The sequence below is a fragment of the Dyadobacter sp. 676 genome (assembly GCF_040448675.1).
GTDB lineage: Bacteria > Bacteroidota > Bacteroidia > Cytophagales > Spirosomataceae > Dyadobacter.
Window position 1 is genome coordinate 133,219 of the sequence record NZ_CP159289.1, and the last position, 25,338, is coordinate 158,556.

Annotated in this window: 24 protein-coding genes; all 24 read right to left on the reverse strand. The window is 53.2% G+C overall.

Annotated features, from left to right (window positions below; genetic code table 11):
• Positions 1-140: 140 nt before the first annotated feature.
• The gene (locus tag ABV298_RS00700) at positions 141-416 is read right to left on the reverse strand and encodes a hypothetical protein (RefSeq protein WP_353720288.1); all 276 of its coding nucleotides are present in this window, start codon (positions 414-416) and stop codon (positions 141-143) included.
• 34 nt (positions 417-450) lie between these two features.
• Positions 451-909, reverse strand: a complete 459-nt coding sequence (locus tag ABV298_RS00705; RefSeq protein ID WP_353720289.1) for a DUF5675 family protein — start codon at positions 907-909, stop codon at positions 451-453.
• Position 910: 1 nt separating this feature from the next.
• On the reverse strand, positions 911-1,240 hold the full coding sequence (locus ABV298_RS00710; protein ID WP_353720290.1) for a hypothetical protein: 330 nt from the start codon (positions 1,238-1,240) through the stop codon (positions 911-913).
• Between the two features lie 10 nt (positions 1,241-1,250).
• Positions 1,251-1,592, reverse strand: a complete 342-nt coding sequence (locus tag ABV298_RS00715) for a hypothetical protein (RefSeq protein ID WP_353720291.1) — start codon at positions 1,590-1,592, stop codon at positions 1,251-1,253.
• A gap of 231 nt (positions 1,593-1,823) precedes the next feature.
• Positions 1,824-4,211 (reverse strand): hypothetical protein, encoded by a 2,388-nt coding sequence (locus ABV298_RS00720; RefSeq protein ID WP_353720292.1) that lies wholly within the window; start codon positions 4,209-4,211, stop codon positions 1,824-1,826.
• A 28-nt stretch (positions 4,212-4,239) separates the two neighbouring features.
• Positions 4,240-5,061: a hypothetical protein gene (locus ABV298_RS00725; protein WP_353720293.1), complete on the reverse strand. Its 822-nt coding sequence runs from the start codon at positions 5,059-5,061 to the stop codon at positions 4,240-4,242.
• On the reverse strand, positions 5,058-6,041 hold the full coding sequence (locus tag ABV298_RS00730) for a DUF6712 family protein (protein WP_353720294.1): 984 nt from the start codon (positions 6,039-6,041) through the stop codon (positions 5,058-5,060). Before ABV298_RS00730 ends, ABV298_RS00725 begins: the two co-directional genes overlap by 4 nt.
• Positions 6,019-6,393 (reverse strand): hypothetical protein, encoded by a 375-nt coding sequence (locus tag ABV298_RS00735; RefSeq protein WP_353720295.1) that lies wholly within the window; start codon positions 6,391-6,393, stop codon positions 6,019-6,021. The genes ABV298_RS00730 and ABV298_RS00735 overlap by 23 nt, the downstream gene beginning before the upstream one ends.
• Before the next feature lie 104 nt (positions 6,394-6,497).
• On the reverse strand, positions 6,498-6,914 hold the full coding sequence (locus tag ABV298_RS00740) for a hypothetical protein (protein WP_353720296.1): 417 nt from the start codon (positions 6,912-6,914) through the stop codon (positions 6,498-6,500).
• 51 nt (positions 6,915-6,965) lie between these two features.
• On the reverse strand, positions 6,966-7,112 hold the full coding sequence (locus ABV298_RS00745) for a hypothetical protein (RefSeq protein ID WP_353720297.1): 147 nt from the start codon (positions 7,110-7,112) through the stop codon (positions 6,966-6,968).
• A gap of 72 nt (positions 7,113-7,184) precedes the next feature.
• Positions 7,185-7,886: a hypothetical protein gene (locus ABV298_RS00750; protein ID WP_353720298.1), complete on the reverse strand. Its 702-nt coding sequence runs from the start codon at positions 7,884-7,886 to the stop codon at positions 7,185-7,187.
• 93 nt (positions 7,887-7,979) lie between these two features.
• Entirely contained in the window at positions 7,980-8,981 is a 1,002-nt protein-coding gene (locus tag ABV298_RS00755) for a hypothetical protein (protein WP_353720299.1), read from the reverse strand.
• Between the two features lie 109 nt (positions 8,982-9,090).
• On the reverse strand, positions 9,091-9,600 hold the full coding sequence (locus ABV298_RS00760; RefSeq protein WP_353720300.1) for a hypothetical protein: 510 nt from the start codon (positions 9,598-9,600) through the stop codon (positions 9,091-9,093).
• 29 nt (positions 9,601-9,629) lie between these two features.
• A complete protein-coding gene (locus ABV298_RS00765; protein WP_353720301.1) occupies positions 9,630-10,475 on the reverse strand; it encodes a S49 family peptidase in 846 nt (281 codons plus the stop codon).
• Positions 10,476-10,605: 130 nt separating this feature from the next.
• The gene (locus ABV298_RS00770) at positions 10,606-14,142 is read right to left on the reverse strand and encodes an SGNH/GDSL hydrolase family protein (protein WP_353720302.1); all 3,537 of its coding nucleotides are present in this window, start codon (positions 14,140-14,142) and stop codon (positions 10,606-10,608) included.
• Between the two features lie 13 nt (positions 14,143-14,155).
• Positions 14,156-14,626: a hypothetical protein gene (locus ABV298_RS00775; RefSeq protein ID WP_353720303.1), complete on the reverse strand. Its 471-nt coding sequence runs from the start codon at positions 14,624-14,626 to the stop codon at positions 14,156-14,158.
• 208 nt (positions 14,627-14,834) lie between these two features.
• Positions 14,835-15,377: a hypothetical protein gene (locus tag ABV298_RS00780; protein WP_353720304.1), complete on the reverse strand. Its 543-nt coding sequence runs from the start codon at positions 15,375-15,377 to the stop codon at positions 14,835-14,837.
• Between the two features lie 108 nt (positions 15,378-15,485).
• Entirely contained in the window at positions 15,486-19,394 is a 3,909-nt protein-coding gene (locus ABV298_RS00785; RefSeq protein WP_353720305.1) for a hypothetical protein, read from the reverse strand.
• Between the two features lie 127 nt (positions 19,395-19,521).
• Complete coding sequence (locus tag ABV298_RS00790; protein WP_353720306.1) at positions 19,522-20,385, reverse strand: hypothetical protein; 864 nt, start codon at positions 20,383-20,385, stop codon at positions 19,522-19,524.
• A gap of 26 nt (positions 20,386-20,411) precedes the next feature.
• On the reverse strand, positions 20,412-21,842 hold the full coding sequence (locus ABV298_RS00795) for a hypothetical protein (protein WP_353720307.1): 1,431 nt from the start codon (positions 21,840-21,842) through the stop codon (positions 20,412-20,414).
• 4 nt (positions 21,843-21,846) lie between these two features.
• Entirely contained in the window at positions 21,847-23,853 is a 2,007-nt protein-coding gene (locus ABV298_RS00800) for a hypothetical protein (protein ID WP_353720308.1), read from the reverse strand.
• A 65-nt stretch (positions 23,854-23,918) separates the two neighbouring features.
• Positions 23,919-24,503: a hypothetical protein gene (locus ABV298_RS00805; protein ID WP_353720309.1), complete on the reverse strand. Its 585-nt coding sequence runs from the start codon at positions 24,501-24,503 to the stop codon at positions 23,919-23,921.
• On the reverse strand, positions 24,500-24,985 hold the full coding sequence (locus ABV298_RS00810) for a hypothetical protein (protein WP_353720310.1): 486 nt from the start codon (positions 24,983-24,985) through the stop codon (positions 24,500-24,502). Before ABV298_RS00810 ends, ABV298_RS00805 begins: the two co-directional genes overlap by 4 nt.
• Positions 24,982-25,254: a hypothetical protein gene (locus tag ABV298_RS00815; RefSeq protein WP_353720311.1), complete on the reverse strand. Its 273-nt coding sequence runs from the start codon at positions 25,252-25,254 to the stop codon at positions 24,982-24,984. The genes ABV298_RS00810 and ABV298_RS00815 overlap by 4 nt, the downstream gene beginning before the upstream one ends.
• Positions 25,255-25,338: the final 84 nt, after the last annotated feature.

Below are 25,338 nucleotides of genomic sequence, written 5' to 3' on the forward strand. Positions count from 1 at the left end.
GTCGATACTGTCATAAGCTTTATCCAACATCCGGGTTATGCGGGATCAGGTAGTATTGATCCGGTGTATGATTGCTGCTGTCCCGAATTTGAACGAGCGATCCGGGCCAGATTGACGTCTGCGATTCGATAAAAAGGCGGTCAATCAGTAGTTTCAGTAAACCACTCTTGGAATGCGTAGTTACCTCGAAACAACTCTGTCAGGTAGTCTGCATCCTTGAATTTTTGGATTAGAAATAAATGCGTGCTCGCGAATCTCTCGTTGATGGTAGCAGTAACTGTATTGTCGCGAAGATCCACGTAGACTTCTAGCACACCATTATTTTGGGATGACATTTCGCCTAATATGGCGTTGCCTTCTACGCATGACACAGAAAAGCCCAAACGATACAGGGCCGATAAAATTGATTTTTCCATTGAAAATAAGGTAAAAGCGCCGGAATCCCGGCGCTCATAGTTTGTAGTCTGTGTGGATCGTTATCCAGATTTCTTCACCTCGTTTGTGGGCTTCCAGGATCTTTTCGAAAAGGCGCTCGAAAGCCGTTTTGCTCTGGCCCACGCAATATTCCTTGTCCTCGATAAAGTTGGTAAGCCCTGGTAGCAAACAGCCTTCCGTGTTGTGGATCCGGTTCCCTGGGTGGATCAGTATCCCAGAATATCCGGGTACATTCACCAGGCGCGGTAAAAGCCGTTTGAACCTGGCCGAATGTGCTACAATCACCCGGTAGCGGCCGGTAGGTATGGCCGTTTCCTTTTTCACCTTCAATTTGGCGATTTCCGCCAGCGGCATTTCTGAATTCAGGCCCCGGTCTTTGTCTTCCAAAATGAAATGGTGGGCGGCCCCGTTGACCGTAAGCGTTCCCAACGTGCTGGCATTTCCCTGCCAGCGGCGGGTGTAAATTAATTCCATGTTATTCAGCGTTTGGAAGCTTGCTGGAAGCCGTTCTAAGCAGGTATTTGGAAATGATTTCGAGTAGCGGCTCGAAGCAGTAAGCAATTAGTCCGCTAAGGGCTGCTGCCACAAAAGGATCTTCGTTTTGAAACTGGTAGCGAAGTAGACCGGGAATGACCACGGTACACGCAAGGCCCGACGTTACAATCCGGATAACTTTTTTCCAGGTCACCAGCTCGTCTGGCTTGGCGATCCGGTAAACGGTAATGATGGTTGTCACAAACATGGACAAAAGCCAGTTTTCCGTCTTGATTTGCAGGCTTTTTAGAAATTCCTCTAAGTAGTGCATTGGAACAGCGTTAAAGTATGAGTTTTAGCAGGACGCCCAGGCCAACACCACAGGCGCCCCACACATATTTCTTTTTCCGCTGATCGGCCAGCGACGCTTCAAAATTGATTTTTAACGCCTCGTGTTGAAAGGACAAAAAACGCTGCTCATTTTTCAGCGCCTGGTTCTGCTGCTCGATGAACCCATAGCTTTTTTGAAGGGTTACCATGCGCGGTTTGATCAGCTCGTATTTCACCGCGCTGTCTTGCAATGCTATCACGTATTTCTGCTTCAATAGCTGCTCGAAGGTTTGCCCGGTACTCGGCGACCAGGTGAGCGAAAGCGGCGCTATCAGTGCCGATAGAATCAGCATATTGTGTAAGCGTTTCATATTTGCGGTAATAAAACTGTGAGGAATCAAAGTGAATAGCGGCTTTTTCACGGTAGAGTTTCAGGCTGTCATTGATCACCTGGGCGGGCATTGGCTCCCTACCCTGGTGATATTTTTTGTAGGCCCAGGTACAGACCAGGGCAATAGCGCCCAGGCCCAGTAAAAGCACGAAAACCGTAACGGCGATTTTAAAGGTGGCCCGGGCGTTCATGATTATTGAATTTTAGCGTGGATCCCGTTCCCGGCCACGCGCTCGGTGATCACCTGGCCACTCGGCAGCTTCACTTCCAGGGTGTGCCAATTATTGTCGGCAAAGCTGTTGTGATAGAACCAGGCGGTTTTCCCGTCCCTGGACTGCGCCAGGGCAAAGCCCCGCTGCTGCTTGTAGGCGTCCACCAGCTCGTCGGCCTTGTACTGGCTCGGTATGATCCAGGCGCCGCCATCCAGGCGGTAGGTCAAATACTGGCGCTCTCCACCATCGGTCACGCCGAACGTTTTAGCATAGAGCCGGTGCGCGAAATAGGTTAAATCCGCACTGCCGGTAAATCCGTGGTAGAAATCCCCGGATCCATTCCAAAGCTTGTTAAACTCATTGTTGCGCGGCTCCTTTGACCCCAGGGGAAACCAGTCCCCGGTAAGTGGCTGGCCTGGCCTGCCATCAAACAGCTTTTGATTTGCCCAGCCGTACCCGCCCCACTCAAACGTCGCGTTTCCGTAAACGTGGCCAAAAAACAAGCTGGCAATATGTACATTCGGATCCAGCGGAAATTTATCGGCCTTGTAATACGTGCCGTCCGAAAAGTTGATTTTATAGCGGTTGTTCGGCCGGGTTTCTCCCTGGCCGAACAAAACGACGCCCGCATGGTAGCCCATCTGCTTAAAGTATTCCAGGCGGAAAGCCAGCTCGGTGGGCTGTCTCATGGCCAGATCTGGCGCCGGTAAATAAACGGCTTCCACTATCATGGTCGTAGCCGATAGCGGGGCGCCTGGCGAAAACTCGGTGCGTGGCAGGTCTTCGGGATCCTTGCGGAAAAGATCTTTATAATATTCAGCACTACGGCCAGAATTCAGGCTTTCGCCGCCCTGCCAGAAATAGTTATGGATAATCTCATAGGGAATACCCTTGCTTGCAAAATTCTGCTCGTAGCGCTTTCTTAGCTCGGGATAGAATGCTGAAAACATCGGAGACCAACCCGGCTGCCAGCCCACGTTTTCCGACATTTCCGAAAGCCAAATAGCGTCACTCGCCCCGCCTGTTTTCCAGGCCCATTCCCTGGCTTCATCTGCTGGTAGTCCGTCTGCTGTGGGCCAAATCGCCTTACTGGTGCCGTTCGGCCATAGCTCTGGACTTCCGTTATTAGTCCTGCCGAAAACCGCCTCGATACGTTGATAATCGCTGAAAGTTTTCCCGGCCGCTTTCAGATCCTTTGCCAGCTGGTCGCTGGTTGCCGCATCCCAGGGTAAGGAATGGTGCGCCAGGTGCGTAACGCCTTTTGCGAAAACCTTCTCGACGCCCCAGGGATACCAGGACGAACCCCAAAAATGGCCCTTCGGTAACTTAATGTCTTCGCCAATATCGCCCCAGGAAATTTGCTGGCTCGACGGGTCGTAATTCTGCGGCACGTGGTTCAAAAAACCGCTGGCCGCCTGCGCTGCCGGTGCTACGAATGTTTGAAAAGCATAGCTGGTATTGAAGCTAAAAGCTTCGGCAGCGTCGGTTTTGTACCATCCCCCGGCGGCTTCCTGCGGGGTGCTGGCCCATTTATTAAAGCCCTCACTTTTGTACTGGCGGTTCAGTTTGCCTACCAGGACGCGTAGCGGGTTATTTCCGGCCACCACGTAATTTTTTAGCCTGGCGTCCGTGTCGATCTGGTGGCCATTGATCAGGTAACGGTATAAAAATTTCCCTTTGTCGCTCCGGTTGTCCGGCGCAATATCTGACATAATGCGTACGTCGGCAGAGTCCCGAAAGATCAGGTTTAAATGATCATCCATGCCCTGGGTAAGGTTAACCAGCGGCAGAACTCCCACTGGGTTAACCGATCCATTCCCGGATCCCTGGCCGGGCGCTTCCGCGCCAGGATCCGGCGCGGGTTTGGTCCCGCCTCCGGTTTCCTTATTTTGAATGGTGAACGGCCCGGCCTGTGGATCGGATTTGCAGCTTTGCCCCTGTAACCTTAATTGGTAGTTACCGGCGGGCAAAAGCTGGCCAAAGGGTACGGATACTATGCTCGACCGTGGCGCGATCTGATGGGAGGTTACCGGCTGGCCGGACTCTGTTAAAATATCGACCAGGATAGAGTCGATTTTGTTACCATGGAATTCCAACTTTATGCCGGTCGCGCTTGCCTCGAATACTCGCAGTAAATTAGGCCCCTGGCCAATATCAGCACATTTTACTTTCTCTACGGGTTTCACCACCACGGGATCCGTGGGTTTACCGGCTTCGATCAGCGCCTGGCGTACGTAATTTTCAACGTAGGTTTTCAGGTACTGTTTGCCCACAATACTGTCGGGCATGGCAATTTCAAATTTGAGCTGCGCGGACGCGCTGAGCTGTAAGCCTACCAATAGGGTAAGCAGGGAAAGCAAACGTTTCATTGATTGGAATTTACAGTGGGTTAAAAAATCATTTTCGCTTACTTGCGGCCGCCCTGGCTTTGGCTTCATCGTTCTTTAATTCGATGTAGCCTAGCACATCAGCCAGGGGCCTTGCCATTACCTGGTCGTAGCCGCCGAAAACCGGGCTTTCGGCGACCTTGATAATTTGCCGCTCCCAATCCTGCACGAACATACCCTGGCTGATCGGTGCGGCGTCGGGGTCTTTGCTGGCCATCCCAAAGAGCGACAAAAGGCGGTTTGCGGCATTGTTAAACCACTGGGCGGTGGTGATCATCGTAACCAGGTCGCATTTCTCAAAAAGGGCCGCGCGGGCGTCACATTTGGCCGAATTGTAAGCCTGGCGCACATCGCCCTTAGAATCATTTTTAAAGCGCTCCATTACGCCAGGTTTCGGCCGGGCAATGGTGGCCATAAACCTGGCCAGGTGTGCTGGCGTTTTGTCGGTCGAATTGTAAAAGGCGATCAGGTGCGCGGTGGCCACCACGAATTCGGCCGTGCCCAGTTGGTGCAAATCGTTGTCCGGCAGCAAGTATTCTCGCCCTTTAAGCTTCACCGACGCAACCGGGCGAAACTCCGGCCCTTTCAGGATCCAGTCCATCGTCCCGACCAGGCGCCAAAGCTCATCGCGGTTTTCACGCTGTTGCAGCTGCTCCCAGACTTCGGCCGGGCACACAAAAAGCGATTTCAAAAGCGAAAGTTTCGCCTCCATGCTATGAGGTTGCAGGTACACGGCCCGGATAAGGGGAATAATATCCTTTCCTTTCAGATCCTGGTAGCTGTCGTAAAGCTGGCATCCAGCCTTCAATTCATTCACTACTACCCGTCTCATAACCGCATGTGTTTGCGCCCTTCATTGTTGGGCAAAGTCCACTTTCTACTATCGTTGGTGCGGTACAAACCCGAATTGTAATACTCGGGAAACACGGCAGGCCCGGCGGTACCGTTCAAGTACATACGTAAACGGGTTTTCGCATGCTCAATCCGGTTTTCCAGGATCTTGGATAACCAGGCGGTCTGTGGATCGTTTACCGGCGTTTCGTCTTGCAGGTTGTTCAGTACCGACGCGATCCGGGCGCCGGCCGGCGTGATCTGTACGCGGATCCAGGGCAATGCATCCAGCAAAACGGCGGGAGCGGCGAACTCCTGGCAAATGTCCAGCAACGCTTTATAATTCGAGTCCAGGGCCTGGCCGGTTCGGATCTTCTCTTTCAGCGAAAAGTAAAGCCCGTCGCCGGTAATCGTTTTGACGGTTTCGCGCTCGACGCGCTCCATAAACCGGCGCAAAACCGAATACATGCGGTAGCTTTTGGGAACTTCCGGCAGTGCCCGGCCCAGGGCTGCGGGGGTGCTGATCAGGAAGCCGAAATTCTGGGAGAATTCCGCCGAATTCTTGTAAAGCTCAAAGTCGGCCAGGTTGACTTCCAGGAACGTCATTAGCGTTTCAATGGATTCGTCGGCCTTCTTTACAATATCCTTTTGTACGGCATCCTCCTGGTATCGGAAAAGGCTTTCGGTTTTGTCGCCCTTCTGCTTGTTCACGCCGCTACCGCCGAATTCATAGAATCCTTGAAACCAGGCATCCTGGTAACCGTTCCAGATAATGGCGCTTACTGTCAGCGCTTTTAGCCGCTCTGCTTTCCCGGTTTGCACCCCTTCCAATGCGGCCAGCTGCTCGGCGCCGATTAGGCCCTTTACCAACTCGTTTTCCGCCTTGTCCAGGTAGGGTTTTAAAATCTCGAATGTACTATCCTTGCGAATGGCCGAACCGATCACGGCCCGCACCTGGTCAATCGTTGTTATAAGATTCATTTGCTAAACTTTGAATTCGGGCGCGCTCGGTGGCCGCCGCTGTTTTTGCTTCCTGGTACAATGCCACGTACATGGCGTGCTTTTGCTCTGCCTCGGGGTATCTCGGGTCGTTGATCCGCTTTTTCCAGACCGAAACGTTTTTTGCCAGACTTCCCCGCGCCAGGGCCAGGTCTACGCCCGCTTTGGGTATTTCGAAATCCTTCCTGGGCATTTTCACCGGCTCGTCTGCCGGTAGCATGCGGTTTTCCTGGATGTATTTCCGGCGGGCCAGCTCTTTGCGGAAAAGGTCGTCGTACTTGATCACTTCGGCCACTTCCCTGGGCGCTGGCTGGTCTTCGGGGATCTGGGCCAAAAGCTCCGCCAGATCCGCCGCCTTTCGGTTGTACTCATCAATCAGCTGGCAGGATTTGGCGAATTCGACCTTATACTGGTCTGGCGTGAGCGGCTGGCCAGGCTTTACGCTGGCTTCTTGCCGGTCTTGCGTGTTCGTTTGGGCTGATCCACCGGGACGGCTGGCGCGGTCGTTTCGGTCGCCACGGGTACTACTTCGGTGAACGGATGTACTGGCGCTTCCGGCTCCTGGTCTTCCTGCGGATCCGCTGGTGATTCTACTGGCGTCGTGGGATCCGTTTCCAAAAAGCCTTCCCGCAACGCCGCCAGATCCACTTGTGGCGCGTGGACGTTCTGGATTTTGTAGGCCCCTACCAGGAAGGCTAAAAACTCCCCCACTTTCGGGTCGGCCTGGTCTAAAACATCTTCCAGGTTTTGGCCGGTCGCCTTTTTGAATTCGTCGGCGGCCTTCTCTGGTGTGCTGATCCCTCGGGAAACGTCGCGCATAAGGGAATGCAGCAAAATTTTGATTTTGGGTTTCATTTGAAGCTTAAAAAGAAGTGAGCAAATGCGGTTTTGTACAGGGAATCCGAACTACGGCTGGGCTGGTTCGGCTACGGTGGTAGGCTTCGTGTAAAGCTCTACCCAGGTCGGGAAGTGCTTTTTTATGGCCAGGGCCACGTCCTGGTTTAGGTACGTCCATTTGGGGCCGGGGTAAACCCAGTAGTGGGTTCCCAGCATCCAAAAAAGGGACTGGCTTTTCTGATTGAAAAGCCAGTCTTATGCGTTTGGTCTTCGCCATTACGGGTCGTGTTATGGCGCTTCTGGTGCTTCCGGCGCTTCAACCATGCCAGGCAATGGTAGAGTAGCAGGATAAAACGGCGGTTCGATCACGTAGGAATCGTTGTCGCCAGAAACCGCGTAGCCGCGTTTGTCACCGCCTTTTTTACCGGTATCCCCTTTGCTTTTCAAGATGATCGGGGAAAGCTTGGATCCTACCACGCGAATGTCGCCGTCGAAGTACTCCACGAACAGAATTACACCGGTGTTCACCAATTTGCGGAACTCGACCGCCTGGACCTTCGTAAGCCCGGCAATATCAAAAGCGACGCTATGCTTATAGCTTTGGTAAAAGCGGTCGCCCTGGATTTCAAAGGCCATATTTGCGCTGTTGTCGGCCGGTGTAATTACCGCAATGGTTTTGTCTGGCTTCAAGGGAACGGCTACGGTAACTTCCATCGTCGTAACATCGACGTGCGGATTTGCGCCAGCGGCCCTGGGCCAGTCAATGGTCGAATCATCCAAATCCTTTACGGCAACGATACCGATACGGCGGATACCGGCCGGGTTGGCCAGCTGCTCTTCGATGTTCTTAAAACCGATCAGGGAAACAAAAGCGGCCAGGGCATAACCGGCAGGCTCGGCAGCGCCGAAAAGCTCCTGAACCTGGGGAACGATATGGACCGCCAGGATGGCAGCGGCCGCAACAAAAAGGAAATTCAAATACTTTTTCATACGGTTTTGTTTGTGGGAGTGCTACCGCCTGGCAGCACTCCCGGAATTAGTGGGTTATTGAAAAAAATGTTTTTGTGAAGGGGAAGGCGATTCCTAGACGCCAGCGCCAGCCGGTCTTGCGCGAAGGTCGTTAACCACGATCAAGTCCGAACGGTGGTAATTCGGCGCAAATCGGATATCGCCAACGATGGCGATAGAGCGGTCGCGCTTTGAATAATCGGAATCCAATTGGATACCGTCGTCGGTGCGGTCAGAGCAGAAAACCAGGTTTTCGTTCGGGGTGATCATAACCGTATCGGTTCCGGCCCAGTCCAAAACCGGCTCGATGGCAATGCTCTTATCCCAGAAAAGAACCGGCTGCTGGAACTCGTTGTAAATGTTCTTTTCGCCGAACGCTTCCAGGCAAGCAAAAAGATATTCTGATGCTCTTTCAGGCGCACAACGCAAGGTAGCCGGAACTTTCGCGTAACGTGGCAGCTTGGTGCGGTAGATTTTTGAGAGCCCCTTGAACTCGGCAATGATATTTTCCTCTTTCAAGAAAAATCCAGCCTCCGAATGGGTGAAAATCATTGATTCGGGGATATCGTCGCTTGCGATATCGTCGTCGATCAGCTTCAAAATTCCATTAACCACATCCACCGCGTTGGTTCCTGCCGAGTTCAGCGTACCATTCCATACCGCTGCCAAAACATCCTCGCCTGTCTGACCAATACACCAGCTCCAAACGTGATCGGCAAACATGAAGTCTTCCGGATTTTTGGCGTTGTGGCCGTCAACCTGTGCCCAGTAGGTCGCCTCCAACTGCTGCGCTTCCGGCTGACCGATCAAAAGGTCGATCTTTCCAGGGCGAACTTTTGCAATCCGGGCGGACGCTTTTAAAACGTTTTGCTTTGGGTTAAATGTCCCCTTCGCACCTGGCTGCAAAAGGCTTTGGCCGATCATTGAACCCAGCACCGCTTCGTCGGTCGTGCGTAGCTTTTGAAACCCCGCCAATTGGCCCCAGCCGTCGGTCATTCTTTCGGTAAACAACGTTCTGGCACCGTCTCTGCGCACTTTCAGTGAACTGTCCAAACCGCCTAAATCAATACTTGGCATAACTTAAAAAATTAGAGGTTGATAAAAATTTGAAGTTGTTGTTAAATGCAGCCCCTTTGCCTGGCTCGATCAGGCGCCGGGGCTACATGCACCCTTGCTTTCTGGTGGCCTACGCCTTTGGGTGTCTTTTCTTGTAAGCTTCGCGGGCGGCTATATCCGTCTTAGTTAGTCCGCTGGTCTGCTTTTCTGCTGTTTTGTTAGATAGGTCTTCGTCTGAAACCGGGTTCACCGCACTGCGTAGCTTCTTATTGTTGTCCAGCGCGGCAGAAAGCGCGGTTTGGGCAGCCGTCAGCTTTGCAGACGTTTCGGCGTGCGTTTTTTTTTCGGCGGCCAGATCTGCGTTTACCGTGTCCAGCTGGCTGGTAAGTGCTGTAACCTGGGCTTGCAGGTCGGTGTCGGAGGGGTCGGTACTACCCGGATCTTCATTTTTGGGATCTTCGGCCCCGTCGGGATCCTCGCCGCCGTCGCCCTGTTCATCCCCTTCGGAATTCAGGAAGTTTTCAGCGCCTTGCACCACCTGGCTATACTGTTCGGCGGTCAGGCTTTCGGAAATCGGCTTTAAGCTGTCGCCGAAAACCTTGCTTAACCAGGCACTGGCGGTCGTTTTTAACTTGCTCATTGGTATAGAAAAATTTGGTTGAAACTTGGTTATGCAGCTAACTGTAAAGCCCTTTTGGTCGCCGCCAGTAGGTCGCCTTTGTAGTCCACCAGGCCCAGGGATAGCGCCTGATCGGCGTTGTAGGTCTTGCCGGTAAAAACTTCGTCGGATTTGATCTTTCCAGCCCGGCCACGTTTTACGGCCCCTTCGAATTCGCGCTGGCATGCGTCGCAAGTGGCTTGCAGGTCGGCTTCCGACTCTGGGCTAAGCTCCTCTATCCAGTTGGCACGGGCCTTGTCCTGGCTTTTCTTGGCGCGGATAATGCGCATATCAATGCCCTGATCTTTCAGGAACTGTGCCCACCCTTCGTAGATAATCAGGGTTCCAATGCTTCCCACGCCGCTGGCAGCCTGGTTTTCGATATAGATTTCGTTGCACTGGCTGGCCACATAGTAACCGGCGCTGTAACAGGAAGCGACGCTGGCAATGATCGGTTTCGCCTTTTTGAAATCGGCTACGGCCTGGGCGAATGCTGGCGTACTATCGGCCGTCCCGCCTCCGGTGTTGAACTTCAAAACGACGCCTTTAATGTCGGGATCCGTCGCCGCCGCTTTCAACTGGCGGATATAGAACTCGTTACCAAAGTTCCCCCAACTACCGCTACGGCTCATTTCGCCCGTTACAGGCAAAACCAGAATGCTTTTGTCAGGCGAATACACGTCGATCAGGTAATCATTCCAGGCTTTGGCAAGCCCTGATGCCTTTACGGCTGGCTCGTAAGATTTCGGCAGCGCAAGGGTGCTGCTTTTTTGTTCCGGCGTGCGAAGCTTTGCCAGTAAGGCTGGCAGCTCGGCTTCATTGATTTGCCAAATGAATTGGTTTGATAGCGGCGTCATGTACTTTGTTTAGCTGTAAACTATTCGTACCGCAATGTTACCGGCGAGGCCAGCCGTCAGAAAGGACATAAAAAAACGCCCGCCGGGATACCCAGCGAGCGTTCGAACCTAACCTAACCCAATTAACCTATTACTCTATTTTCAGGCTCAAATCGGCTAATTCAAAGTCCTGATCATCCTTTTGGATGCCGATGGTATAGGACGTGTCCCCGGCGGCCACGTCGAATTCGAAAACCGCCTCCGTCCAGTGCATACCCACTACCTGTTTCATGCTGATCGTGTTGGTTCCCTTTGTCACAATGGCCCTGACGTTTGCGAAATCGTAGCTGTCCAGGGTAATGGGACTGTTTACGGGAAACTCGTTGGCACTATCGTAGCGCGGCGGGTTGCGGCGGGCGATCACTTTAAGCTGTGCCCGGCGCTTATAGGTGGCGGCAGCAAATGTGACCGTCTGGCTCACGCTGTTCCCCGTGCTGATGGTGGCCACCTGGGTAACGCCCGTTGGCATACTGCCGCTGTCTTCGGGCACTGCGGGCGAGATCGTGCCGGTAACCGTCCAGCCGGTCGTCCCGGCGTTGAAATTCCGGGTGGCGACCAGCTCGGCAGTGCGCAGCTCGCGCGGTGCTGGTTTCTGGTAGTAGCTTTTGCCTTCCACGCCGTAAAAGTCGATTTGCGGGGCCGACATATTCCAGCCGCCCGCCTTGACGATCAGTAAGCTGGCTTTGTCAAAATTGAGCTGGCTTGCAAAATCGGTCAGGCTCACCACCCCACCGGTAACCGTCAGTGGCGCCCAGGTCTGGGTAATGTGGTTTTTGATGTAGACCGCATCGACGGCGCCCACTTTAATATCCAGGCGGCTGATTTTTTCCGGCGTGCTGTTTACCGTTACCTCCATCAGCGAGTAATCGCCCATTGCAATGGCATTGCCGTTCATCAGATCGTAATACTCGCTGACGCTGACCACGTTGCTAGTCGGCGCCCAGTTGGCCTGGTCGTCGTACTTGTTGTAAGTTGCGGGCGTCATCGCCTGACCGGTTACCAGGATTTCTTTAAACTTCTTCGCCCGTTCGGTGGCGCCGGTATACATCAGATCCGCCACGCTGGAAACACTTACAAAATCCCGCTTCCGGTAGATTTTGATCCCCCATTTAGGGCGCGGAAGCGCATTTACGTACGGCAACATATTTGCCCAGAAAACCGCATTCGTGCGCATTCCAGGGTGCGAACCTTCCCAGTAGCTGGCAAAATTCGAAGCGCCTTTCAGGTAGCGGGTTTTCTCATAGATGTCCATGAAAATGTAGCCGTTTTCCTCGCAAAGCTGTGATAATGCCGCTTGCACAAGGCCCGTACCGTTTGTGCCGGTACTGGCGTGGTATTCGGTGGCCACAACCGGTTTATAGCCCAGCCCTTTGAGCGCTTCGGCCAGCAGCCGGATATTGGCCAGGTAAGTATTGAGCTGATCGGTGGAATTGATCACCGATTTACCCACATCGTTGGTAAAGCTGATAATGACCGCATACCCGCCGCCTTTTAACCGGGTTGGCACCACGCCCTTGTACTGGGCGGAATTGGCCAGTAGCCGGGCCAAAATCATGTCCGTAGCATCCCCGGATTTCGAATAGTTATCCAGGTTCCAGTCCGAAAACATGCTAAGGGTAGAAATGTAGTTTTTGCCCGGAAGCGCATTGTAGCCCACCGAATAGCTATCCCCTACCAGTAAGATACGCTCACAATCGGCCAGGGTAATGGTGCGCTTTGCGTTCACCGCGTTTTGCGTGACGGGCGCCCCAAAAACGGCCGCAAGGGCCTTCGTTCCCGGCGCATAGGATGCAAAAAATGTAGGCGCTGGCGCCTGCTCGAACTGGAACGTGGATTTGCCGCCTATATAGTAGCTCACGCGCACATACTTGACGCCTGCGGGCACTGTGAAACTGGTAACATTTGCGCTGGATCCGCCGGAAACTTGCGCTTTACTGGCGTCAAAAAAGCAGGTTTTCCGCATGCCATTCGTGCCGTCAAAGCCTGAATACGTCAGCCCGGGCGTAACCTCGATAAAGCCCGTATAGCCGTAACCGGCGTTGGTGACCACCGCGCCGGTATTCTCCATATACCCGCCATCCGTGTAGGCGGCAGGATCTGCCAGGTTCTTACTTTTCCCGGTCAGCGTCCAGGCTACGGCCGACGTATCCACCTTTGTATTAATGGCGGCCAGCTGGGCGGTGGAAACCGGTTTGGAAACGTCGGCCGTGTTGTTGACATTAGACAGGCCCACGTCGTTTTTCGTCAGGGCGCGGCCCAGCAGGGTTTTGAGCGTCACCAGCTCGGTGTAAGCTGTAAAGCTGGTTGCGGTGGCGGACTCTTCAACCTGGACGGCCGACAAAACGATTGTTTCCGTGTCCCGCTGCAAATTGATGATCATCCTTGCGGCCCCGGCTGGCGTGGTGAACGTCATCGTGGTGCCCGTAACCGTTCCTGGCGGCGGAGTGAACGAAATAAAAACGCCGTTTGCATCCTCGTAGCGCACCGCCTTACTGTTGCGAGAAATTAGCCCGCTGATCGTATAAGTGGTATTAGCCTTACACTTGATCGGGCCGGTGCGGATCCAGCCCGCCAGGGTTAAAAATGAGCCGGTGGAAGTCTGGACTACGTTGTTCGTCCCCGTTACGATATTCGACGGGTTAAAAAGGTTCTTACTGGTCGGAAGGGTGTCTAAAACGATTTGGGCCTGGTCTAGCTTTTTGTTCCAGGCCACACGCTCGGCGTCGGTAATGAACCGGCTGGTGGCTGTGGTGGTGACCAGGGCCGGGTTTACCAGCGTATTGGCCAGAATGGCCGTTCCATACCCCACAAAGCTGGTTGGCGTATCGCTCTGTTCAAATTGAAATGTGGCCTTGTCTTGCGTGTAATAGGTGGCTATCACGTATTTAACACCTGCCGGAACGGTGAAGGTAGTTGTATTAGCGCTATACCCTCCTGCCACAAACGCGCGGGCCGCATTGTAGAACGCAACGTGGCGCATGCCGTTGGCGGAAGCGCCTTTGCCGGTGTACGCAAGCCCTGGTGTTACTTCAATAAACCCGGTATACCCGTAAGCAGTGTTGGCCCCGTAGGCGCCGGTAGCTCCATTAATAAACCCGTCGTTGGTGAACAGTGCCGGATTGGCCAGGTTCTTATAAGGCAGCTTATTTTCCAGGTAGGCCGTTTTGGCCAGGGCCAGGTCGCTTGGAGGGATGTACCCCCAGCGGCCACCCCTGGCGATGATCTTGCCGCCCACCTGCATATCGACGGCCACGCCGGTAATAGCCCGGTTGCCTGCCTTTACCACGTCAAAATATTTGCCGTCTGCGAAATTGGCCACTGAATCCGGTGTAATGGTCGAATCGGTCGCCGAAATGGTCGCTATACCTGTACTGGCATCATATTCGCCGATTGTATTAGCCTGGGAAATCGTCGTGTAGATCGAATCAATGGCGTTAGCAGACGAAAGGAAAACGGCCCGTAATTTCTCGGCCGTGATCGAGCGGGCGGTGTTGGTGGGAAGGGTGTTGTTGATCTGCGTCCGAAGCGACTTCGTGGTGGTCGATTGGCCGACTGCCGCCTGAATATGGGCAAGCATCACGGCGGCTAACAGTAACAGGCGGCCCGATAACCGGGTTAAATTCTGCATGGTAAACGTTGTTTTAAGATGTAAAAGAAAAATCAAAGCTGTAATCGAATTCCCCGCTGGTGAAAAGCTCGTCGTTTTCATAGGCGCCTAGCGCGGTGTATGGCTGGATCTGCTCGGCGGACAGCGCGAAGTTCATCGGGTTAGCATCACCAGGGCGGGCGCCGGTGTTGCCGTCGAAGCTTAAAGCCAGGCCGCCAGGCGCCCCGCCCAACGCCCTGACGTTGCCGTTATAGTCTTCGGCGATGGCCAGCCATTCAGTGTTTGGGCTATCGGCCACCCATTGCAGGATCTGGTTATTGATGTGGGGGAGCGAGAAAGAAACGCTGGTCAGCCAGAACGCAGCCCCGTTGCCTGTGGTTTGGCGCTGGAAGCTGGCCACGCATGCCAGCTGTTTGGGAAAAATGAACTCGTAAAATACCAGGTCTTCGAGCGGGATTAGCTCGGCGTTTGAAGAGAGGAAAGATACCGCGTCGGCGTCAACCAATTTAAGCCGACGTATGCCCGATTGATTGCGATCAATCGGTACCCAGGGGGATAAGGAATTAACAGCTGCCATGCCTCAAAAGTAGGCGGCCCATTGCCCATTCAAAAGGACAAAAAAACGCCTTCCCCGCGAACAAAAAACCGCATTTCTGGCTTAGAAACGCGGTTTTTACACCCTACAACAATGGCAAAATCAGGACAAAATAGTCCTATGCGCGACAAAAAGCGCCCAGCCCTGACAAAACTGGCTGCGAAAGTTTACGATTTCTTACATTTTTTCGGTTTATCCGTTCCAGGTGGTCGCGGTAGATCTTCTTTGCAGTGTCCCACTCCATGTCTTTGTCGTGCTCGTCGTTGGTGACCACATTACGGCGATCCAGGAATGAACGCACCATCCACGCGTATTCCGGTTCGGAATGAATCGCATGGATGGCGGAAACCTCGCGGATCAGTGATGCCCGGAATTGTTCGTCTAAAAACGATACCAGCGTCGCGTAACGCTCTACCGGAACGTCCAGCGCTTTTTTCTTGCACAGGTACTGAATCGTAAGCGCTTCGGTGGATTTGGTCAGAACCAGCGGCTCGATGTTCTGATTGTACGGGATCATTCGCGAAAATCCCGCTATCAGTTTGCCCAGTTCGCTTTTCTGTGGGGCCAGAATCGTGTCCGGCCCCAATAGCTCGTAGTCCGGTTCTGACAAAAGGAATTTCTTAACATACTTGGGAACACAGAGGGTAATTTCCTTGGTCATCTGTTGAGTTTTAAGTGAGTTACTCTTTAGGAGAAAAATTACATTTACGCTTGTAGTGTTACTTTGTAACGCAATACACAAATATATTTACTTCTTTGAATATTACCATTACTTCAAGTTACTTATTGCGCCCAAAATTCCATGCAGCACGCCCTGTGCGTTCGCCCCGTTTACAGCCCCTTCCACGCCCCTGGTGGCGGCCGTGTTTTCGTTGACCGCAGCCCGCACCGCGTCGATGGATCCGCGCAAGCTGCTTACCTGGTCGCCCATCCCTTTTAGCCCACTATTCACGCTGTCGGCGTTAGCCGCAAGCGCCTTTTCTACCCTGGCCAGGGCCTCGATAGTAGCAGTGCCGGTTTCGGCTATCGTTTCATTGATCAGATCCAGTTTTTTAAGCTGCATTTCGCCTTGCTTTTGCGACGCTTCGAAGGCGGCCTGGCTTTCTGCCGTTGATGGGTTCGGTTCGCTGCCGTCGATCCCGTCGAATGCGCCGGTGTCAGCACTGGGCATTTCGGCCGTGTAGGCGTCGGCTTCCGCCTGCGCCCTGGCCGCTTCCGCTTCCGCCTCTTTGGCCGCTTGCTCGGCTTTGCGCTTTTTCGAACCGAAAAGGTACATTTCCCGCGACCAGTAAGGAGAACTGAAAAGCGCCCCACCGTGGACACGGCCGCCATCGCGGTAGCTGCTCTGCATGCCCGTTTCCATTGAAACGGCTTTGTTGCGCATGCCAGGCGTGCGGGCGTTCTTGAACATTTCATTGATCAGCGGCATATTGGCCGCCGTCTGATCGGCGGAAATAATAGCCTCGTCCCCTTCCATTTCGCCCACCTCGCGGCCGGTAAACCGGTCGATCAGCGCAATGCCTCCCTGTCCGTAGCTGCTTCCGTGCTTGCCACCCCTGGCGATAAAGCCCAGCTGGCCGCCGTCGCGGAATGAGGGTTCGGGCTGGTTTTTGATCTTGGCGATTTGAACGCCGGTAACCACCGCTGCCGTGGCCGCCAAAATAATATTCAACGGGAAAAAGTTGGCCAAAGCTTTCAAGACTGCAAGCGCTCCGGTGATCAGGGCCGTGGCAATATCGGCCTTTTTCTGGGCCTGCCAGGCTTTCTTCTTCTCGGCAATCTCGGTAGCGCGGGCCTTGCGGTTTTCGGCCGCTATGGTTGCTTCCAGATCCTCTTTGAACTGGGCCTTTTGCTCGGCTTCCTCGGAAGCAAGCGTAACTTGTTTTTCGGAGGCCGTTTGCGCGTCGTCTAACAGTGTTTGGCTGCTTTCCATCGAAAAATCTTCCAGCTCGGAAATCATTTCCATTTTCTGGTCGGCTTCCTCTTGTGCCAGGCGTATTTTTTCCTCCGACTCCTTTTTAGCCATCTGGATTTTGGCCTCAATGGTGCGCTTTTCATCCTCGGTTTTCGCCAGGTTGGCCAGGCGTTGCAGATCCTGGATTTTGGCTTCTTCGGCCGCCTTCATTTGTTGCAGCTGCTCGGAATAGTACTTTTTGAGCGCGTCGCGTTTTTCTTCCTCCGTGGTCGTTTCGCTGGTCAGTATACGTTGCAGCTCTGCCAGACGCTGGGTTTCCGCCGATTTCAGGGCCGTAACGTAATTCGAGCTGGCCGTTATCATCGCTTCCGTGGTGGCCAGTTCTGCGTTCAAAATGGCCACCTTTTCGTCGCGTTCCTTCATGGCCATTTGTACCGCCCGCTCAGCCTTACGCTGGGCAAGGTCGTTCAGGAAGGAAACGGCCGCCTGGGCTGCTTGGGCGCCGGTTTCGTAACTGGCCATATCAGCACTTAACCGCTGTTGCCAGGCTGCCTGGTGGCCTTGTACGATCTGGGCCATACCGGCCGTAAATGCGGAAATGTCCCCATTCAAAAGGCTTTTGAACATGTCCGAATACGCCTGTAAGTTCTGCTGTTTTTGCTGGCGTAGCTGGTCGTCAATCGCTTTCTTTTCGGCGGCGGTTTTCGCTTCGGCGGTAATACTTTCCTGGTGGTAACGGGCTTCGACGGCAAGGATGGCGGCGGCTGCCTGGTCGTTGTCGGTAATGTCGGCGGCAATGCGCGCCTTTTCGGCCGCTTCCTCCTGGGCCAGCTGCGTTTTCAGGTGGGCCAGTTCCAGGTCGGCCCGCTCTTTGGCGATAGCCGCCAACTGGGCAGCATTCCCTTTTGCCTGGATTACCTTAAAATCAAGCAGGGCCTGTTCGGCTTCCTTCTGCTGATTTGAGATAAACAGCGCGTTTTCTGCCCGCTTTACCGCATGCTCTCTTTCAGCATCCAGGGCCTTTTTCCGGTATTCTGCCGCCGTTTTTTCTATCTCGGCATCCGCATTCCGGTTGATCAGCACGCGGGCCTGCTCTTTGGTGGTCTCGTCGGCGGTCGAATCGTTAATTTCCTTTAACCGGCGGCGGCGTTTTTCCTCGATTTTGGCCGTATCGGTAGCCAGCGAGTTTTTGGCCACGGTGGCCTCATGCTCACTTTCCAGCTGGGCGATTAGTTCCAGCGCTTTGGCGCGGTCTGCGGCCCGTTTTTCGTCGTACTTCTTTTCGGCATCCTCGAAGGCTTTCAGCTCCTTTTCCTTCTCTTTGGCGCGTTTTTCCGCCTCCTTTTTCTGGGCCTCGGTAATCTGGGTTTGGTGGGCCTCGCCCTGCTTTTTACCAGCCAGTTTGGCTTCCACCTCGCCGTTCGGGTTCTTCCAAATGCCCACGATTTCGTCTTTCGTTTTGACGACCTCGGGCATAATGTTAGACATTGATTTTGTAGCATACTTGGCGGCTTCTTCGGCTGCCGTTTTAGCGGCTGAAAAATTGCCCCTGACGGCTTCGAAACCGGCCTCGCCCATCTTGACCATCGCCATTACAATGTTCTTGATGTGGTCGAAAACCACGGTAGCAACGCCCTTTATGCCGACGGCGGCCGACGCGAAAACCTTACCCAGGAAGGTAACGGCGGGAATGCTGGCGTTGATCAGATCCAGGATAGCGATAAAAACCGGCCGTAACCCGTCGCCAATGGTCACCATAAGCGCGTCCATGTTATCGGATAGGTTGGACGATTTGCCGCCCAAAGTCTCCATCATTTTGGCATTGGATCCGGCTACGCCCTCCATTTCGCCAAATGCCACCAGGGCGCCGTTTATCGCCTCGGGCGTGTTGGCAACGGTTTGTTGCATCCCCTTGAAGGAAAACGTAACCTGGTCGCCCGACTTTTTGGCGCTGATACCAAACTCCTTTAAGCGCTCGTTTTCGCCGGTCATCGCGTCCAGGGCCGCTTCGGTCAGCTGGTCGAATGTTTTCCCCTGGCTGGCGGCAAGATCCGCCATTGAAAGCATTTCCTTTTGCGACGGCCGTAAACCGCGGTTAACCATTTTTACGTAACCCTCGGTCAGCTCATCGACGCCAAACGTGGTTTCGGCTGCCATTTTCTTGATGGCTTCCAGGCTCTGCCGCGCCTCTTTCTGGCTACCCAGGGCCGTAGTGAGCACTTTGTCGTACTTCTCGAATTGGCTGGTAGTGTTGAAAATCTGCTTGCCCAGATCGAATAGGTACTGGACTACGGCAAGGGCCAAAAACGCATTGAAAGCGCCCTTTACAGTGTTAACCCCGCTGACCATTTTCCCCCAAAGCCCCTGTTTGTTAGGGCTGTCCAGGCCGTCGTTCAGGCCCTTCATTTCCTTGCCGACCTGGTTGAGCCGGTCTTGCACTTCTTTGAGCTGCTTGGATTTGGCGATAAAGTCAGCCGTGCCAGGCGTCATTTTCGAGAGCTCCTTAGTCAGGTTTCTAACCTCGGTTTGCAGCTGCTTGTAATTCAAGCCCGTTAGCCCGATTTCCTGCCGTAATTTCTGTTGCTGGCTAACGTTGTTGTTCAGCTCCTTATTCAGGGCGGCCCATTCCGCCGACCCTTTCGGAACCTCTTTCAGGGCCTTTTCCAGGCTCCTGGATTCCTTTTCAAGGAGCGCCAATTTATTGCGCGCCTCGTCACCCTCGATTTTTAGGGTGATACTGACGGTTTCATTTTGCTGTAACATTTGGTTTGCATTCAATTAGTGGGATCAATACAGGATGCAAGCAAACCAGGGATAGAGGCGCCCGAAAGGACATAAAAAAAGCCACTACAATGGTGTAGTGGCTTTCATAACACGGATTGTAGCGTTTCTAAAATTTAAATATTGGCATTTGACTATTTTGAAACCTAATCCTTGATTCAATTTCTTCTTTTTGCTGCTGAGCCCTTTCGAATATATCTGACCGTAGCAGAAAATACTTCTCCCTTTCCGACTCGTTAACGGATATATTGTCGTGTGTCAAATTTAGTATTTCGACAACTGGGACATAGTCTTTTAATGACAACCGGAATATTATGTCATACTTACCTTTCATCCAACTTACGGTGACAAAATAAACTTGCCATGGCTTACTAAATTGCAACACAGTTGTTCGCAGAACGTGCGCCGACCATGGGGCTAAGCTAGCAGTTTTGCCAAATTTCTCAGTGCCCTTAAGAAATTCTTCCGTGAATTTAGCCTGTTGATGTGGATCTGGGGATCGCTTTGGATAGATTTCACTTTCTTCCATGACAGACGCATTAACATTAAGGATCGGATATTTATCGTCATTTACCAATCCGATTTTCACCTCGTACATAATTGCGTCTTGATTATCCGTCACTCTTACTAATACTCTGGGCATCCCGTTGCCTCCGGCGATTTGTTTCATGGTTTCTTCTTGAATAGTTAACAGCTCGCGTTGACTTTCAAGAAGATTTTCCATTTTTTTAATACTCTCTTGCGCAATAGTTAGCTGATCGGTAGCTTTTTTTAAAATGTCATTTTGGCTCTGAAGTACGCCATCAGTCTTTTGCAACTGTTCCGTGGTGGTCCTCAATAAGGAATCCGTTTGCTGCCCAGATTTAACTGATTGCTTATATTGGACAAATGCGCTAACAAATAGTAGAGTAGCTCCCATCCATCCGACAAATAAGGCAATTAGTTCTGAAGTCACTTTTTTAGGAAATTTCATGAAAGATTTACAATAATCTTTCAAATTTAAACTTTAATTAATAAACACTGAAATTCCTTTTCCACCGGCAATTCGCCACTGATCAGGGCGACCATGTAATTAAGTCCGTTGTAATGGATCGGCTGGGAGAAATCCAGGGTGGCCAGGTCTGTTTCGTTGAGCGTAAAGCCTTTTTCCAGATAGAACATTTCCCGGCGCATTTGCTCGATACGGGACCAACTTGTGGCCGCAATCCCAGTCGGGCCGGTCAAATACAGGCTGATCCCACCCGACTCGGGGCTGGCCAGCGGAACGTCTTCGGTTATACCGTGCCAGAATAACAGGCGTGGCGCGGTCGTTACGGCCAGTTGGTTAAACTCTGTCGTAACGCCGGTTTGTTTGGCAACCGGTAGGCCCGATTCCTGGTCTACCAAAAACGTGGAAAGCGAGAAAGGGACTTTCACCAGGTCGATGGCGTCGGTGCCCAGGTTCCCGTCGGCTGGCGTGAAATAGTCGGCCATCGCTTCGGGTTTGTCCTTCATTAAGCTGTCGCCACCGTCCAGCTCGAAGGCCAGTTGTAAGCGCCGTTTGAATTCGTTGTATTTGTTGTGCCCTGGCGTAGCTTTCAGTGTCCAGTCTCTCACCGGCGGCACGTCCAGACATGGTTCCCAAAAGTCGATTTCCAGCCGCTTGTTTGGCGTGTCGAATTTGTAGCGAAGGTTAGCGACTTTTCGCAGCTCCAAAATGAATTTACCGATTGTCCAGGCCGGAACGTGCCGGTTAACGGTCACCACCTGATCGCCATCCAGCGCCCGCCAGTTGGTTAAAATCAGGGTTTGCCAAACCGGATGCGAGAGGAACGAACCTGATATGCTCACGCCGGTGAGCGCGGCGATCCGGTCTAACAAAAACCCAATAAATAGCATTGGGACTTTCGGGCCGCTGGCCGTATATGCCGCCCCGTCGTACTCGTTCACAAAGCCGGTGTATGGCGGGGAAAGCGCCCAGCCATTGGTTCCGTAATAGTCAGGATTGAGCATGGAAGGGAAACAAACCGCATTTTTACCAGCGACCTGGACGGCAGCCGTAAGCACCTGGGGCAGCTCGACGGTGCCCAGGTCAAGTTCAGTCAGCGGCAGATCGGAAAACGTCCCGAAAAAGCGGCCCAAATCGTCGCCCGCTTCCAGCTGGTAGCCGGTTTTCGGGTTCCCATTCTTCACATACGCTTTGCCCTGGTAGACCAAAGCACCATTATTGATCACTTCGCACAGGTATTTATACAAGTCGTTGCCCACCTGCGGCATTTCGCAATATTCGAAAATGCGCTGATTTCGGGTTGAAAAAGGCAAATTGGGGATACTGGCCACGCTGTTGGGGATCTGCTCATAGGTCAGATGCGGGTTTACCAGGTTGATGGGCATTTTCGGGGCCTCGCCCAGATCCAGGGCCTGGCCGTCTATTCTGATTTCGGTATACATAGGGCTACGCTAAAACTACTTCAATGGTCAAAGGTTCGTCGGCGCTGTTGATCTGCACATCTTCCAGGATGTAAAAACCAGGCGCTGAAATGGTAATTTCTTTGTTTTTGCCTACTGCCTTCAACTTGCAAGCCTGGAACGGGGAATTATTGTATTCCACCTCAAAAACAAGGTTTTTAACGCCGGTTACCACGGTTGTATCCGACTGGCGGGGCACTGGCGGATCCTGGCCAATCGTATTTACCACCATCACGCTGCCGTCTATCCGCATATCGACCACCGGCCCGTATTTGCCCGTTGCTACCACCTTTAAGTCGGTGTTCATCGGGATTTTATGGAAAATCGCCACGTGAACCGGCACGTTATTGATTTCGCAGGTGCCGTGCTGGTTGGCATATTCCTGGGTGTTGTAGGTTTTAAATTTCGCTTCGGCCAGCGCGTCGGCATCGCCTGGCATTTCGCCTCCAAAGCTTCCGGCCGGGATGGTAACCACCGGCGCGGTGCCCAGGAAACCGTCACCGCAACCGGCTTTTTTAAAGTCGATGGCCCTGGTAATAACCTTGCTCGGGTACGGCGTGGATCCAGGCACAATTGACAGCTCGCGCCACGGCTGGATATAGTCGGGATCCCCTGGAATGTTGACCTTAACCGCGTAAGGAATCACTTTGCTGCCGTCATCAGCATACACCTTTTGCAGGCGCTCCCAGGTGAGCTTCCCCGTCCGTTTGCCTACCTCGTTCAGTACAGCCCTGGATGATACACCCACCCACTTGGTCGCGCGGGCCGGGATCGGTGCCGCCGCTGGCATGCGGCTATAATTCTTGTCAGAATACGTGCGCTGAAACTGGAAAACCTGCTCGACCAGGCCCGGCCGGTCTTGCTGGTATTTCAAATTTGAAGTAATCAGGTTAAGCGCTTCAAAGCCGTAGTCGGTATCCAGTAGCACCACTTCGGCCACCATCAGCTCACGCAAATAATCGGAGTAATATTCAATATCCCGCTCAAAAAGGCCGGTCGAAAACTGAATGCCCGAATTCTCGGTTACGCCGATCACTTCCAGCTCGGAAAAGTCCAGGCCCCTACCGGCCGGGCGTTCCTTGCGGGTCGTGGCTTTGGTTACATCCGTTTCCTGGCTTGCCTTACCCAGCACGCGCAGGGTATCAAATCCGCCCAGGGAATTTGAGAAAAGTACAAACCGCTCAAACTTATGTTTGCGTCGGTCGATCTTATAGGCTCGGATCTCGGTTAACCGCCGGTTTTGACCGTCAGAGAGCCATATTTCGTAATTGGTGACATCATCGCCCAGGCCCAGGGCCGTAGCGCCCACAGCGGCGCAAATAACCTGGTAGGGCCTGACGCCTTCAATAGTCGATACGGTGAAAATTGACTGCTCGCCGGTTTTTACCGTCGCCCTGACCCGTAAACTTACCACCTCGGAGAATGGCGACATATTCAGCAGGAAATACAGGAATTCGGGCTGTCTGGGGCTTACCTGCTTATCGTCGAGCTGCCAGGTAAGGAAACGGCGCTTTTCGCTCTGAAAACGCGAGAAAAACGAGTGCTGATACCCGACAAAATCCCGCTGGGCCAGCCCCGCCCGGATGGCGTAACGGGTCGGTAATGTCCGGTCTAATAGCCCCGGTTCGATCTTTTCGCCGATCTGATAGGGCGCCGTAAGCGTCGCTATCGCAGTCAGGCCCACCATGCCGCGTTCCGGCAAAGTAATGGTGAGCTGGCCAGCCAGGATTTCTTCCAGGCGGAACGAGCACCCTTCGTACACCTGGGCGCCGCCAATACTGGTCGGCGGCTTTTCCCGGCCCTCCAATGTCAGCATGGTTTCAAATACGGGCGAAAGCGGGAATTCCGGCATTTTCAGATCCAGGTAGTAGCGCATCCCGGCCCGATCCGGGTATAGCTCCGGATCCATTGCCGGGATAATGTGCTCTATTTCGTTTCTAACCAGGTCAGCGTCCGACCAGGTTAGCCCCTCTTTAAGTAGGTCGATATTCATGTGGTTGCAGAATTAAATTTTGTTTATCAGCGCGATATCGGCGCGCCGGCCGAAATATTCTTTGCCTACTTCCGATCTTCCAGCGCTTTTTTCACTGTGTTCAGCGCGGCCTGGGCGGCGGCGGCCTGGATATTTACCTCAATCTCGCCGTAGATCTCTTTCATGTAGTTGCGGATATACCAGCCGCGCCCTTTGCGGCTGATCACCGGCTGATAGAGCCGCGACCGCGCAATGGCCCAGGCAAGCTGGCGGACGGCTTCGGCCTTTTCCAGGGGGAAACTGCCATTTTTACGGCCAGATATGAATTTGAAGGGCGTAAAGCCCGGTATTTGTCCGTCCATACCTTTCTGCACGAACTTGGCGATTTCATCGACGGGCGCCTGCTGCTTATAGGTCATTTCCTGCAAATCCTTGAAACGGCCGTACATTTCAAACTGCATCGCCATTTCGGTAACCCAGGCCGTGTTATTCTGGCGTACCTCCCGGAAAAGTGAACTTTTGAGCGCCCCGGTCATTACCAGGCCCTCTTCGGCCAGCTTTTCTTCCAGCTGCTGGATACCGCGCCCGCTAATCTGGTTGGTGATCTCGCTAACGGCAAGCCAAATGGTGTCGTAGTCAATATCCGGCGACCAGCTTACAAGCTCACTCATGACCCGATCAGACTGTTTGTGCTGGTGATCATCGTAACAACGGCGTAATACCCCACCGCGCCGTCGGACCCGTATTCAAACGGGGCCAGCTTGTAGTAAAGCTTTTCCAGGCGGAAAATGCGCTGCTTGGAGTCACGACGTATCCCGCGCAGGATCCGCCAGGCGGCCAGCTGGGCTTTCTTGAATGCGGCCATACGGCCGTCGTGCGACTTGTCATTAGCATACAGGATACAAAACCCAACTTCCTGCTTCGCCTCGAAATTGTGCATCTCGTTGTCATCGCCCGTAATCACAGGCATCAGCATGGCCAGGGCCGGGTAGCTGAACTGGTTGGTTTTGGCCACCTCGTTAAACCGCTCCATTTCAAAGGGGCTATTCGAGGTTTCCAAAACAAAGGAATGTAGTTCGGGATCCTGGTTAACCAGGCCGTTAAAGTAGCCTTCCAGGCTCACAATATCGGATTGTAAAGGCGTTACGCTCATAGTTTGGCTGCTTTCCAAAAGTCCTTCCAGATCCATTTCATTAGCTGGCCACCGGCGGTAAACGAGCGGTGCGAGGTGGCCCTGACGCCGCATTTAAAGAGCGAGTACGGCAACAAAACAATAAAAATGCAGCTAGCCAGTGCTACCACAATGCCCACCAGTAGCCATTTGACCAGGAAGCGCAAAGCCTGGTAGGCCAGCTCCAAAAGTGAGTAGGCCAGCGCGGCCAGCGTCAGGCCCAGGGCTTTAAAAAGACTTTTGATTTTCATTGTACAGATTAGGTTTATTGCTGGTCGCCAGGATGGCCGCCAGCGTTCAATAATGCGGTAAAGAACTATCAGCGCAATGGTCAG

What these genes read in the sequence shown, in the direction of transcription:
- ABV298_RS00725 (WP_353720293.1), bottom strand. Translation starts at nt 5,061, where the DNA reads ATGAGACGGGTAGTAGTGAATGAATTGAAGGCTGGATGCCAGCTTTAC.
- ABV298_RS00815 (WP_353720311.1), bottom strand. Translation starts at nt 25,254, where the DNA reads ATGAAAATCAAAAGTCTTTTTAAAGCCCTGGGCCTGACGCTGGCCGCG.
- ABV298_RS00750 (WP_353720298.1), bottom strand. Translation starts at nt 7,886, where the DNA reads ATGAAAAAGTATTTGAATTTCCTTTTTGTTGCGGCCGCTGCCATCCTG.
- ABV298_RS00755 (WP_353720299.1), bottom strand. Translation starts at nt 8,981, where the DNA reads ATGCCAAGTATTGATTTAGGCGGTTTGGACAGTTCACTGAAAGTGCGC.
- ABV298_RS00740 (WP_353720296.1), bottom strand. Translation starts at nt 6,914, where the DNA reads ATGAAACCCAAAATCAAAATTTTGCTGCATTCCCTTATGCGCGACGTT.
- ABV298_RS00700 (WP_353720288.1), bottom strand. Translation starts at nt 416, where the DNA reads ATGGAAAAATCAATTTTATCGGCCCTGTATCGTTTGGGCTTTTCTGTG.
- ABV298_RS00810 (WP_353720310.1), bottom strand. Translation starts at nt 24,985, where the DNA reads ATGAGCGTAACGCCTTTACAATCCGATATTGTGAGCCTGGAAGGCTAC.
- ABV298_RS00720 (WP_353720292.1), bottom strand. Translation starts at nt 4,211, where the DNA reads ATGAAACGTTTGCTTTCCCTGCTTACCCTATTGGTAGGCTTACAGCTC.
- ABV298_RS00800 (WP_353720308.1), bottom strand. Translation starts at nt 23,853, where the DNA reads ATGAATATCGACCTACTTAAAGAGGGGCTAACCTGGTCGGACGCTGAC.
- ABV298_RS00780 (WP_353720304.1), bottom strand. Translation starts at nt 15,377, where the DNA reads ATGACCAAGGAAATTACCCTCTGTGTTCCCAAGTATGTTAAGAAATTC.
- ABV298_RS00710 (WP_353720290.1), bottom strand. Translation starts at nt 1,240, where the DNA reads ATGCACTACTTAGAGGAATTTCTAAAAAGCCTGCAAATCAAGACGGAA.
- ABV298_RS00745 (WP_353720297.1), bottom strand. Translation starts at nt 7,112, where the DNA reads ATGCTGGGAACCCACTACTGGGTTTACCCCGGCCCCAAATGGACGTAC.
- ABV298_RS00730 (WP_353720294.1), bottom strand. Translation starts at nt 6,041, where the DNA reads ATGAATCTTATAACAACGATTGACCAGGTGCGGGCCGTGATCGGTTCG.
- ABV298_RS00715 (WP_353720291.1), bottom strand. Translation starts at nt 1,592, where the DNA reads ATGCTGATTCTATCGGCACTGATAGCGCCGCTTTCGCTCACCTGGTCG.
- ABV298_RS00705 (WP_353720289.1), bottom strand. Translation starts at nt 909, where the DNA reads ATGGAATTAATTTACACCCGCCGCTGGCAGGGAAATGCCAGCACGTTG.
- ABV298_RS00805 (WP_353720309.1), bottom strand. Translation starts at nt 24,503, where the DNA reads ATGAGTGAGCTTGTAAGCTGGTCGCCGGATATTGACTACGACACCATT.
- ABV298_RS00760 (WP_353720300.1), bottom strand. Translation starts at nt 9,600, where the DNA reads ATGAGCAAGTTAAAAACGACCGCCAGTGCCTGGTTAAGCAAGGTTTTC.
- ABV298_RS00790 (WP_353720306.1), bottom strand. Translation starts at nt 20,385, where the DNA reads ATGAAATTTCCTAAAAAAGTGACTTCAGAACTAATTGCCTTATTTGTC.
- ABV298_RS00785 (WP_353720305.1), bottom strand. Translation starts at nt 19,394, where the DNA reads ATGTTACAGCAAAATGAAACCGTCAGTATCACCCTAAAAATCGAGGGT.
- ABV298_RS00765 (WP_353720301.1), bottom strand. Translation starts at nt 10,475, where the DNA reads ATGACGCCGCTATCAAACCAATTCATTTGGCAAATCAATGAAGCCGAG.
- ABV298_RS00795 (WP_353720307.1), bottom strand. Translation starts at nt 21,842, where the DNA reads ATGTATACCGAAATCAGAATAGACGGCCAGGCCCTGGATCTGGGCGAG.
- ABV298_RS00770 (WP_353720302.1), bottom strand. Translation starts at nt 14,142, where the DNA reads ATGCAGAATTTAACCCGGTTATCGGGCCGCCTGTTACTGTTAGCCGCC.